The organism is Halorussus salinisoli (assembly GCA_005239435.1).
Lineage (GTDB): Archaea > Halobacteriota > Halobacteria > Halobacteriales > Haladaptataceae > Halorussus > Halorussus salinisoli.
The window spans coordinates 697,387-709,940 of the sequence record SZNP01000004.1; the positions used below are offsets into that span (position 1 = coordinate 697,387).

Annotated in this window: 8 protein-coding genes; 3 read left to right on the forward strand and 5 right to left on the reverse strand. The window is 62.6% G+C overall.

Annotated features, from left to right (window positions below):
- Positions 1-4: 4 nt before the first annotated feature.
- Positions 5-1,486: an amidase gene (locus E2484_RS14500; RefSeq protein WP_137285902.1), complete on the reverse strand. Its 1,482-nt coding sequence runs from the start codon at positions 1,484-1,486 to the stop codon at positions 5-7.
- Positions 1,487-1,681: 195 nt separating this feature from the next.
- Here E2484_RS14500 and E2484_RS14505 point away from each other — a divergent pair, with 195 nt between their 5' ends.
- Positions 1,682-2,974, forward strand: coding sequence for an amidase (locus E2484_RS14505; RefSeq protein ID WP_137285903.1), 1,293 nt, complete (start codon positions 1,682-1,684; stop codon positions 2,972-2,974).
- Positions 2,975-3,122: 148 nt separating this feature from the next.
- Here the strand turns inward: E2484_RS14505 and E2484_RS14510 are convergent, their stop codons facing one another.
- Positions 3,123-4,376, reverse strand: a complete 1,254-nt coding sequence (locus tag E2484_RS14510; protein WP_137285904.1) for an MFS transporter — start codon at positions 4,374-4,376, stop codon at positions 3,123-3,125.
- Between the two features lie 182 nt (positions 4,377-4,558).
- On the reverse strand, positions 4,559-5,503 hold the full coding sequence (locus tag E2484_RS14515) for an asparaginase (RefSeq protein ID WP_137285905.1): 945 nt from the start codon (positions 5,501-5,503) through the stop codon (positions 4,559-4,561).
- 646 nt (positions 5,504-6,149) lie between these two features.
- Between E2484_RS14515 and E2484_RS14520 the strand changes: the two genes are divergently transcribed.
- Positions 6,150-7,388, forward strand: coding sequence for an NAD(P)/FAD-dependent oxidoreductase (locus E2484_RS14520; protein ID WP_137285906.1), 1,239 nt, complete (start codon positions 6,150-6,152; stop codon positions 7,386-7,388).
- A gap of 288 nt (positions 7,389-7,676) precedes the next feature.
- Here the strand turns inward: E2484_RS14520 and E2484_RS14525 are convergent, their stop codons facing one another.
- Positions 7,677-9,347 carry a thiamine pyrophosphate-binding protein gene (locus E2484_RS14525; RefSeq protein ID WP_137285907.1) on the reverse strand — a complete coding sequence of 557 codons (1,671 nt, stop codon included), beginning with the start codon at positions 9,345-9,347 and terminating at the stop codon, positions 7,677-7,679.
- A gap of 326 nt (positions 9,348-9,673) precedes the next feature.
- Positions 9,674-10,822, reverse strand: coding sequence for a mandelate racemase/muconate lactonizing enzyme family protein (locus tag E2484_RS14530; RefSeq protein ID WP_137285908.1), 1,149 nt, complete (start codon positions 10,820-10,822; stop codon positions 9,674-9,676).
- Between the two features lie 307 nt (positions 10,823-11,129).
- Between E2484_RS14530 and E2484_RS14535 the strand changes: the two genes are divergently transcribed.
- Positions 11,130-12,551 (forward strand): acyclic terpene utilization AtuA family protein, encoded by a 1,422-nt coding sequence (locus E2484_RS14535; protein WP_137285909.1) that lies wholly within the window; start codon positions 11,130-11,132, stop codon positions 12,549-12,551.
- Positions 12,552-12,554 lie beyond the last annotated feature (3 nt).

Consider the following 12,554-nt stretch of genomic DNA (forward strand, 5'->3'; position numbering starts at 1 on the left):
ACTGTCAACGTCGGTATCCGGACCGGTCGCTCGACACCGAGAACGGGTACTGGTCCGCCCACGGGTTGAGATATTCGAACGTCGCGCTGGTTGCGAGGACGGCTTCGTCGCCATGTTGTGGGCCAACGATCTGCATCCCGACGGGGAGCCCGTCATCGGTGAATCCGGCCGGGATAGAAGCGACCGGATAGCCGATCATGTTGAAGGGGAACGTCAGGAACCAGCCGATGGACGGATCGATCTCGCGACCGTCTATCTCGGACGGGCCGGGCTTGTCCTTCCCGAAGGGCGGGGTTCCCAAGGTGGGCGCGACCAGGATATCGTGCGAGTCGAACACGCCTCGAACTGCGTCGTAGAATTCTGTTCGTTTAACGTTGGCCAATTTATACTCGGAGGCGGACATCTCCTGCCCGGATTCGACAAGGTCCAGCAGTTCGTCGGGGAGATCCGCCCGATGGTCGAGGAGGTCGATGTCGTGCTCGCGCTCGACATGGGCCCGCAGTTCGGCCCAGTACGGTCGTTTGAGGCGAATGTGCGTGTCCACGAGTTCGTCGAAGGTGAGATCCAATCCGAGGTCCACCGATTCGACTTCCGCGTCGGCTTCAGTGAACGTCTCCACCGCGTCGGAAACTATCTCGGACACCCGGTCGTCGATCGGAAACACATCGAGGTCCGGGCTGTACGCTATTTTCGTGTCAGGTATCGGCTGGTGCATCGCGGAGAGGAACGCCGTCTCGTCGTCCGGAAGCGAGAAGGGGTCACGCCGGTCGGGACCGCTCATAACGTCGAGAAGCAACGCGGCGTCTCGGACCGTCCGTGCAATCGGGCCGATACTGTTGAACGGAGTCTGTGAAACGAACGCATTCGGCCGGTACGCATGGGGAACGCGACCGTGGGAAGGGTAGAACCCGTACACCCCGCAACACGAGGCAGGGATCCGAATGGACCCACCGACATCGGACCCCTGTGCCACAGGCGCCAGTCCGGCCGCGACCGCCGTCGCACTGCCCCCGGAGGACCCGCCGGCCGTTTTCGAGCTGTCAAACGGGGTCCCCGTCGCACCGAGGAGTCGGTTGTCCGTCGTTCCCTTGAAGCCGAACTCCGGCGTGTTGGTCTTCCCGATCACGATCGCGCCGGCGTCTTCGAGGCGTTCTACGAAGATTGCGTCCCGGTCGGGGACGAAGTCTTCGAGGGGCTTCGCCCCGAACGTATGTCTCACGCCCGCTTTGTACCCTAACAAGTCCTTTACGGCTACTGGAACACCGTGTAGCGGCCCCACCTCGTCTCCCGACTTCAGGGCGTCCTCGGCCTCTCCAGCCCGCTCTACCGCGTCTTCTTCGAGGACGGTGATGTAGGCGTTGAGCTCGTCGTTCCGTGCCCGAATCCGGTCGAGATATGCCTCGACGACTTCGACTGGGGACAGAGTCCCCCGACGGATCTCCGTCCGTAGCTCCCAGACTGACAGTTGATGCGGCTCCCCGTTCACAATCGTACAAGGTGTTTACACGAACAAAAGTATACTGTCGAGATTCCGAGACCAATTGGAATGCGTCGAGTGGCTCAGCGGACTCTGCCCGACAACTGGCAGTGCAACCGAGACTGAATCCGTTCTCCCGTCGCCGGAACCTGCTCCCCCGCTCACCTCAACGCTTATTATTTGCCAGCCAGTCTCTCACAAGGGATGATTCACGAGGCTTCGCTCGCGGAGATTGCCACACAGCTTCGTCACGGACGACGAAACATCGACTCGTATCTCGACGATGTCCGTGACCGCGTAGACGCTGTCGACCCTCGGGTCCAAGCACTGGTGTCCGAGTCGGACCGCTGGAATCGGCTGGAGCGAGCGGTCGACGTACTTGAGGATAGCGTCGGGGATGTCACCACTCCGCCGCCGCTGTACGGCGTTCCGGTCGGTGTCAAGGACATCGTTCACGTCGACGGTCTCCCGACGCGGGCGGGTTCCGAGCTCCCGCCGGACGAACTCGCCGGCCCGGAGGCGACCGTCGTCACGCGGCTCCGGAACGTCGGCGCACTCGTCCTCGGGAAAACCGTCACGACCGAGTTCGCCTACTTCGAACCGGGCCCGACACGCAATCCGCACGCGCTCGATCACACGCCGGGCGGGTCGTCGAGCGGGTCCGCGGCGGCCATCGCGACCGGCATGTGCCCGCTCGCGATTGGAACCGACACCGGTGGCTCCGTGATCCGGCCGGCGGCCTTCTGCGGTATCGTCGGTTTCAAGCCGACCCACGGTCGCATCCCTTTCGACGGCGTCATCCCGCTCTCCGCGTCCCTCGACCACATCGGCCTGTTCACGCAGGACGTTCCGAGCATGCGTCTCGCGGCGTCCGTGCTCTGTGACGGGTGGTCGTACCATCCCGATCCGGCCGACACCCCGATGCTCGGTATCCCCGACGGCCCGTACCTCGAGCGAGCGTCCAGCGAGGGGCTGGATGCCTTCGAAGCGGCCGTCGAGCGACTCGCGGAAGCCGGCTACGAGATTGAACGAGTGCAGGCGCTCGCGGACATCGAGACGGTGTACGACCGTCACGAGACCATTGAGGCCTGCGAGGCGGCCCTGGATCACCACAACTGGTTTGAGGCGTACGGCGACCGCTACAGCGAGTCCATGGCCGCACTGCTCCGCAAGGGACGGCGACTGCGAATCGAAGACCTGGCCAAGTCACGCGCCGGTCGCGACGCCTTTCAGGAGCGACTCGAGTCGCGACTGACAGCCGAGGGCATCGAATGCTGGATCACCCCCGCCGCGCCTGGTCCAGCGCCGGCCGGACTCGACACCACCGGTGACCCATCGATGACCCGACCGTGGACCCACGCGAGACTCCCGACGGTTACGCTCCCCGCCGGACGATGCGACGGTCTTCCCGTCGGCATGCAGTGCATTACAGCCGCCGGGCAGGACGAACAGCTACTCGCGTGGGCCGAGGACGTGGCCGCAGTAGTGGCTGAGTAGGCCCGAACCCCGATTCACGGCGGTAGTTCGTCTCGGCCACCTTCCGACGGAGGTGCGAAAGCGGCCGCCGAGACGGGCCCGGGGCGTACCGAGTCCGCCGCTCGGTGCCGGAGTGACGGTACAGACACGCCTGCCGACGGCCCGTGCGTCAGTCGAGTACCATCAGGACCAGCGAGAGCATCGCGACCACTGCACTCACGCCGGCTATCGCCGGAAACGCACTCACGACTCCCCACTGGTCCGCGAGCACCCCAAACAGTGCCGGCCCACCCGCGCTTCCCACTGCCGAAACCGTCTGGATGATGCCGAATAGACTCCCGCTGTAGTTCGTCTCCGCCCGCTCGGAGATCATGGCGTTCTTGACCGGGTAGTTCGCGTACATCACAGACCCGATAATCCCGAACCAGACGGCCACGAGGGGAATCGAAAGTTCGCCCGGGAACAGCCCCAAGGGAACCCGTAGAAACCGGGTCGCTCCGATGAAGATGCCGGTGACGACGGCGACGCCGAAACTGAGCAGTGCTCGACTGAACCGATCTGCGAGGCTACCCGCCCAGAGCGATGAGAGACTGCCGCCCAGTAGCAACGTCAGGAACGCGAAGTTCCCGACCGAGACCGTCGTTTCGATTTCCGTGGTGACGTACGCAGTCGTGAACGTCTGCACCGCACGGTGCTGGAGCGACAGCGTCATCGTCAGCAGGGAGAGCACGACGATCTCGCGGGAGACCGGGACGGTGATTGCGTTGCGCACTAGTCGGCGTCGCTCACTGCTTGACAGGAACGGGTCCCACCCGGCCCGAACCGGTTCGGTGGTCTCGTCGTCAGTCCCGGCAATCACGACCACCACGAGCACCGTCATGGCGATTCCGACAGCGGCGGCCCCGACGAGCGCCACGCGCCACCCCACGATCGCTCCGAGGCCGCCGACGATCAGCGGTGCCGCGAGCGTCCCCAGCGCGCCGCCGAACCCGAACACGCCCATCGCCTTCCCTTCGGTCGCTTGCGTCTCGACATCGCTCACGATCGACATTCCCGTTGGATGAAAGCTACTCCCACTGATGCCGGCGATCGTCTGAGCGACCAGCAGGACCTCGTAGCTGGCGGCCGTCCCCGCTATCAGGATACCGCCGGACATCCCCGCGAGTCCCACGAGCATGATGCGTTTCTTGCCGACCCAGTCGGCGACGATTCCAAGCGGGAGTTGAAAGAGTCCGTACATGACGAAGAAGATCGTGAGCAGAAAGCCCGCCTGACTGTAGGTGATGTCGAAGTCCGCAACCAGTAGTGGGATTACAGGTGGGATAACGACCGAGAAGAACTCGTTGATCCCGTGGCCGATCGTGACCGACCCGACCATGCGCGGTCTGGAAACCACCCTCAGTCGCTCGAAGAATCCTCCCATGTTACATGACGACCTATTATTGAGTTACCATGATACGTGAGACCTATTACTGCTACGTTATACCCGTCGGTATGTTACCTCGAATCTTTCGTCGCGGTGTTTCCAGCGAGCGCGCCTGTCGACCGCGTCTCGGTTCGTCGGTGCTCGGCGTCGAGCGGAGCGACTGCGGTCGCGCGTTCGAGTCATCGCTCGAACGCCTCGTCGAGGCGGTTCGCGGCCAGTGCGACGATGGTCTTGAGCCGCGTCTTGTGCAATCCGTTAACGTCGCTGAACAGGACATCGAAGTCAGTGAGCATGGACCGTTCGACATCGAGACGACCCTCCGGACAGCGAGTCGTGGCGACGACCGGAACGCCCGCCTCACCGAGTGCTTCGAGCGCGGGACCGATAGTCTCCGGGACCAGTTCTCCGCCGCCCATCGTCGACAAACACACCCCGTCACTTTCGAGACCGGCATGAAGCAGGGTATCGGACATGTCGGCTGTCGCGGTCACTGCGAGAACCTCGGTGGTCAGCGCTTCCCGGTCCGGCCTAAAGGTGCGATCCTCGGCGGACGGGACTCGCCGCCAGACGACGGTGTCACCGTCGATCGCCGCGAGCGGCCCGAACTCGGGAGAGCGAAAGCCACCGACGTGGCCTGTGTGCATCTTCCGCACGTCCCGAGCGAGGTGCGCATACTGATCGAACGTCACCGTGACCCCGACAGCCGACGCGCGCTCGCTCCGAACCACTTGGATGCTGTCGTGCAGGTTTTGGGGACCGTCCGGACTTCGAGACGGCGGCTTCCGCATCGCGCCGGTGAATGTGACGGGCGTCTCGCCGTCGTAGCACAGGTCGACGAAGTAGGCGGTTTCGGCCAGCGTGTCCGTGCCGTGGGTGACGACGATCCCGTCGGTCGCATCGTCGGAATCGAGAGTTCCGACGAGCTCTGCGAGTTCGAACATCTGTTCGATCCTGACGTGAGTGCCCGGGATGCGAGCGAAGTCACGGAAGTCGAGGTCGACGGTTGCCGTGAGCTCCGGCGTATCAGCAACGATCTCCTCGGGGGAGCGGTCCGGGTCGGCGTCGGCTTCGCCGACAGCCGTCGAAGCGATCGTCCCGCCGGTCCCTACAATTGTTATAGACATACTCTAACATACCTTCATCGCTCCAATAAAGGTGTCGGCGGAACTAGGTTATCGCGGCCTACACGTCTCGTACCCATACTATCGATTCTATCGTGGGCATGCTACATAAGAGAGTATCGTGGACGTGACCGAAGTTCTCGACGCGAAAAAGTGGTCGAATCGTATCATTCCCCACCGATGGTGAATCGCCGCAGTGAGGCCTCTACGGCTTCGTAGAGAGCTCAGAATTTCGTCCGGACAGAAAGCTGGCTTACTTTCCGTGAGTGGCTCGAATTCAGCACTCTCGACGTGATAGACGAACTCTAAGCGGAATCCAGCGCAGTCGTGACACAGACCAACAGTTCTCGTTACTCGCTCCGTCCAACGTTTATTTGCGATTTCCTTTCCACTACTGGTGTTACAGGCATAGTGCTGTAAACAAGGTATTTGCTAACAAATAACATAGACTGGAAATGTATCAAACAAACGGGGAGGAGTGTGTCGGAACTGTATTTCTGAATTTACTGGGGTGGTGTTTGAATTCCACGTGAATTTCGTGAGTCACTCCGTCACCGTCGTCCAACACGGTGACTCGCAATCCGCGTTGCAGACGACGAATCAAACAGCGTAGAATCAACAATTACTGTGGCTGTCTTCAATAGAGGATATGGAATCCATAATATATGTTCCAGTGAGGTCAAAAGCCCATACACTTATTGATTGCAATTCAGTTATGAGTGATATGGCGACGAAATCGGCGGAGGTAGCTATCGTTGGCGGTGGCGCCGTCGGAACGAGCATCCTCTTTCACCTCACGAAGCGACACGACGTATCCGACGTCGTGCTTCTTGAACGTGACCAGATAGGTTCTGGGTCGACGAGCCGCGCGGTCGGTGGCGTCCGATACACTTTCAGTCATCCGCTGAACGTGGAAATGGGGCTGCAGAACCTTGACTTCTACAAGAACTTCGAGGCCAACGTCGGTCAGGAACTGGTGTTCAGAGAGAACGGCTACATGTACGTCTTTCACTCTCCGGCGAGCGAACGCGAGTGGGAAGAGTACGCCGAGCTCTACGGCGAGTACGACACTCGGGCGACGTTACTGACGCCCGAAGAAACCGTCGAGGTGTTCCCAGCCCTGGACGCCGGATCGATTCGTGGCTCGCTGTGGGCTCCCGACTGCGGTCACGTTGACCCGTACACGGTTGCCCAGTCGATGGCCACTGCTTCTATGGAGCGGGGAGCGACCGTCGAGACCAAGGCGCGAGTCCGAGACGTGGTAACTCGCGACGGACGAGTAGCGGCCGTCGAAACGGACGAGCACAGGTACGAGGTGAACTACGTGGTCAACGCCGCCGGTGCCTGGGCGCCCGCTATCGGGCAGATGGTCGGTATCGACATCCCAATCGAATGGCTGATACGACAGATCATGGTTACGGACGAGATCGGATACGACCGCTGTCCACTGGTTATCGACCGGGAGAACCAGTTCTACTTCGAGATGGAGGAGACGGGCTCGCTGCTGGTATGTGATATGGGTCAAGACATCCACGACGTGACCGACCCCGAAGGTGCCGCCGCCGACATCGGGTACAACTACTACCTGCAGGCCTTCGAGAAGCTCGAAGGGCTCGCACCGGCACTCGGCGACCTCGAAGTGATAAACGACTGGGCCGGCCTGCAGTCTCACACCGACGACGGGCACGCGATACTCGGTCCTACGTCCGTAGATGGGTTCCTACTCGCCTGCGGACTGTCCGGCCACGGCATCATGCAAGCTCCGAGCGTGGGAGTCGCTATTTCGGATCTCATCGTCAAGGGGGAAACTGACGTGTTCGACCTGAACTCTCTCACCCTTGACCGCTTCGACAGCGACGACCGGATCGAGCCCGAACTGATGGCCTAACAGGGCCGCCATCTGAGGGTGCCGACCGCCTTGCCGACGGAACGCTCTTCCGTCACCTCACGACGTGTCTTCGTAGCCTCCGCCAACATCCCCCGAATAGCGTGGCCAACGTCGCCGGCCGTCCAATCGACGACTCCGACGGCGACGATCTGTGGCAGAGGGCTCGGTTCCAACCACGCCACCCTCGACCACGGTCGTCGGTCTCGTCTTCGAGCCTCGCTCCCCGCTGGGTTCGAGGACCCCGACGGAAGTGGTCGCGTACGGGTGACTCGCCGCTCCGAGAGAAGGCTACGCCTCGGGTTCGAGCCAGTCCACGGGGACGTTATCGATGGAGGGTAACGGTTGGGTCGGAACGTCGACCAGCGAGGGTCCGTCGACCTCGATAGCCGCCTGGAAGGCGTCCTCGAACTCTTCGGCACTCTCGACGCGGAACCCGGCCACGCCGTATTCCTCGGCGATTGCGGCGTGGTCGAGCGAACTGAACTCCACCCCGAACGAGAACCCCGAGTAGTTCTGCTGACCGGCTTCGATCCATGAGAACGCGTTGTTGTTGAACACCACGACCGTGATCGGCAAGTCCAGTCGACTGTAGGTTTCGAGCTCCGTTCCGGCGATGCCGAAGCTCCCGTCACCCGAGAGTGCGACGACCTGTTGGTCGGGACACGCGCAGGCAGCACCCACTGCACCGGGGATGGCGTACCCGAGCTCGCCGTGGGCACGGTTGACGACCCAGTGGCGACCGGGCTCAGAGAAGGGGTACAGCGACGCGAAATACGGTGTCGGCGTGCCCGGATCCGACACCAGCACCGCATCCTCCTCCAGTACTGACGCCGCGTCCGCGACGACTCGCTCCGGCCGAAGCGGCACGTCGTCAGCGTCGAATGCGTCCTCGAACTCCCTGATCCACTGGTCGTGGCGGGCCTGCAAATCCGCCGGGTCCCACATCGGGCCGATGTCCCCGACGAGATCGCCGAGTGCTTCGACCGTCTTTCTGAGATCTCCGGGAAGCGCGACTTCCGTGTCGTAGTTCTTCCCGATCGACGCCGGCTCGATGTCGGCGTGGATGACGGTCGCCGCTCCGTCGGACGGCTGTGACCACTTGTTCGTCCAGACGCTCTCGACGGCCGTCCCCAGCAATAGGAGGGTGTCCGCCTCCCTGACGATCTCGTTCGCGTACCTTCGGGATCCGTTCTCCCCGACGACGCCGATCGAGTAGGGACTGTCGCCGATACATCCGGCGCTGGTCAGCGTCTGGCCCACCGGCAGGCCGACCTGTTCGGCGAACGCCCGGACCTCGTGCCAAGCCCGGGAGGCGTGGATGCCGCCGCCCGCGACGACGACGGGTCGCTCACTCTCTGCGAGGAGCGACGCGGCCGCCTTGAGGCGGTCCTGCTCTGGCGTGGGTCGATAAGGCGGGTACTCGGCCGCGTTTTCGTCGGCGTAGACCTCGGCGTCAGTCTCGTCGTTCAGGACGTTCATCGGGAACGAGAGGTGGGTCGCACCCGGCCGTCCCGTCGTCGTCTCGCGGAACGCCTGCCGGAGCAACCGCGGCACCTGCTCGGCGTGGTCGACCGACGTGTTCCACTTCGTCACGGTGTCGTACAGCGCTTTCTGGTCGAGTTCAGTGAGCACGCCCCGGTCTCGGTACCGTATCGGAATGGACGTGTTCATCGACACCACCGGCACGCTGGACTCGTTCGCTTCGGAAACCCCTGCGAGCTGGTAGGTCGCGCCCCCGCCACTCGGCCCCTCACAGATTCCCGGCTTGTCGCTTAGGCGGGCGTAAGCATCGGCCATGTAGGCGGCACTTCGCTCGTCTCTGGCAAGTACGTGGGTCAGCTCCTCCTGTTCGGAGAAAGCCCTGTAGAGGTCGACGCTTGTGTCACCGCAGACCCCGAACACGTACTCGACGTTGTGAGCCGCAAGTGTAGCTACAAGTACTTCTGCGCCGTTCGGCATGGTAGTGAGTGTATCGTTCTTGTCGATAAAAGTATCGGCCAGAATAGGGACTGCGACGACGGACGGCGACGGACACCCGGCCGAACCTCGGGTCGCGACGGCGAGTCGACCTGTCGAGGACGAATGGAGTGTGAGCCGATGGTCGCAGAGGCTGGCGTCCGCAATCGCGCGGCGAGTTGTCCACCCACCAGACGGGTCGGCCGCGTCGCGGAGCGTCCGCTCGTGGAACGCCTCACCTGCGAAGAGCGCATTCCGCGGGGAAAGAGCACTCTGCGGGGAATCGAGACCGAGAGCGCGATTCCGCGAAACGAGACGGGATGGTCGACCTACGAGGTGACTGTGAATTGGTCCATCGCAGACGAATCGAGTTCGACACCCAGACCGGGGTCGTCCGGCACGCCGACGTGCCCATCCAGTTCAGCGACGTCGTCGTACGTGACGACGTTCTCTGTAACGTGCCCGACGAGGCTCTGTGACGCCGGTCCCGGCCCCTCGTTCGCGAACCCACAGTTGACCGCGGACCGCGACGCGGCGAAGTGTCGACTCGCCTGTCTCGCGATCTCCTGCTGTGGATGGCCGCCGACTAGACAGGGAATTCCGGCACTCTCCGCGACCGCGGCGATCTTGCACGATCTGTGGAGGCCACCGCATTTCGTGGGTTTGATGTTGAAGATATCGAAGGAGTCGCTCTCGGCGAGTCTGTAGGCGTCTTCGAGCGTGACGAGGCTCTCGTCCGCGACGACGGGCACGTCGACCGACTCGCGGATCTTTCTCATCCCGTCCACGTCGCCCCGCTCTATCGGCTGTTCCACGTACTCGACATCGTACTCCTCGAACATCTCGATGGCGGCAATGGCCTCCTCCGCGTCCGCGTATCCGCCATTCACGTCGACTCGGATCTCGATGTCGTCGCCGACGGTGTTTCTGACCTGTCTCATCCGCTCTCGATCCACGTCGAGTCCGTCCCGCCCGGCCTTCACGACGAGCGTCCGGTACCCGTAGTCAATCATCTCGTTGGCGGAGTCCGCCATCTCGTCGGGCGTGGACGCACTCAGCGTGTAGCTCACCTCAACCGCGTCGGTGACCTTTCCGCCGAGCAGCTTGTACGCGGGGAGGTCGAGGGCCTTTCCTTGGAGGTCCCACAGCGCGAGGTCTACACAGGACATCGCGCCGGCGGTCGACTCCGGACTCAGTACCAGTTCGGTCTCGTCGACGATCCGGTCGACGATCCCCTCGATATCGAACGCATCCATCCCGACGAGTTCGTCGGCGACCGTTCGATTCATCATCGACGCGACGGCCGGTGCCGAGTTCTGCGCCAGACTCAGGAAGTCGGCCTCTCCGACTCCCGTGTACCCCTCCGCGGACACCGTGGCGATGACGTGATTGAACGAATCGATCCCCGCTTCGGACTCGTGATAGGACTCGTCGAGCGGTACCCTGATCGCTCGCGCGTCGATTGATTTGATGTTCATGCTCCGGTCACCCCGTTCGGTCAGGAATCGGTCGGCGAACCGACCGTGACGGACGCACGTCACTGGCTCTGCACTGCTTCCCCGTCGAACCTGTCTGTCCGTGAAGCGGAGACGCGATACCGCTTCTTATACCTTTCCCCGGGCCGCCGGATAGCCGTAGTCGGGACGACTGTGCGCTCTTGACGACGCCCTGCGGCCCGACGGGTCTTGGTCCGCCCTTTCCACGGTGCAGTCCGCTCTGGACCCGTGGCGTCCCGGCACCGCCGTCGGTAACTATATATTGAGGGTTGGCTTAGTCCCTCGTGGCATGTCAAATGCTGTCACAGTCGTATCACCGGTCGTTAGCCTCGGCTCCAGAGGCGTCAATCAGGACGCATTCGACGACGCACTAGACTACAATCCGGACGTGGTCGCGATCGACGCAGGGTCGATCGACTACGGGCCGTACTATCTCGGTGCTGGGACGCCGTTCGCCGGCCGCGTACAGGTCAAACGGGATCTGGACATCATCATCCCGCCATCAGTCCGTCGAGACATCCCGGTCCTCATCGGATCAGCGGGCGGGAGCGGGGCCGGTCCCCATGTCCAATGGACGCTCGACATCATCGAGGAGATACTCGCCGAACACGACCTTGATGTCAACCTCACGGTCATCGAGTCCGAAGTGGACGAAGCCTACGTCCGGGAGCGAGCGACCGACGAGGAGATCGAGCCGCTAAATCACGACGAGCCGCTGACGACGGAGGATATCGAGGCCAGCGATCATATCGTTCACCAGATGGGCTTCGAGCCGTACGTCACTGCGCTCGAAGACGACCCGGATCTTGTCGTCGCGGGCCGGTCCTGCGATAGCGCTGTCATCGGTGCGTATCCCATCGCCGAGGGGTACCCGAAGGGGCTGTCGCTTCACATGGGGTCGATCCTGGAGTGTGCAGATCTCGCAACCAAGACAAAGCCCGGCGCCAGAGACTCGTTACACGACGAGACCCAACCGACGTCGCCGCTCGTCGCTCACGTGGACGAAGAGTCGTTCACCGTCACCCCGGCCGACGACAGGCTGATGTGTACGGAACTGTCCGTTGCTTCTCACAGCCTCTACGAGAGCAGAGACCCGTACCACGAGTCCCTCCCCGGTGGCGTCGTGGATACGACCGACTCGACGTACGAGCGCGTCGACGAGGACTCGGTGCGAGTCACCGACAGTACGTTCAGGGAAGAGGACGAGTACGCCGTCAAACTCGAGGGGGCTGGCACCGTCGGCTATCGAGCGTTCTCGATGATGGGCATCCGGGATCCCGTTATGATCGAGCAGATCGACGCCATCCTCGAGAACGTGACCGAGATCATCCGGGAGAAGTTTGAGCGCAATCGGGGTATCCAATTCGAGCCGGTGTTCCACGTCTACGGGAAGAACGGCAGTATGGGCGATCTGGAGCCGAAGAACTACGCGGAGGGCCACGAACTCGGGCTGTTCCTCGAAGTGATCAGCGACACGCAGGAACACGCGCGCGAGATCTGTGGCCGACTCCAGTCGCGGATGATGCACTACCGCGGCGAGGGCGACTTCCCGCGGTCGGGATCGATGGCGTACGCCTTCTCCCCGACGACGATGCCCGCGGGCGAATTCGTCGACTTGACGGTTCATCACTTGCTTCCGGTCGATCCGCTGGAGATTGTCGAGATCGAGACGCGACGGCCGACCGGCGAGGCGGCATCTCGGGAGGTGTGACCG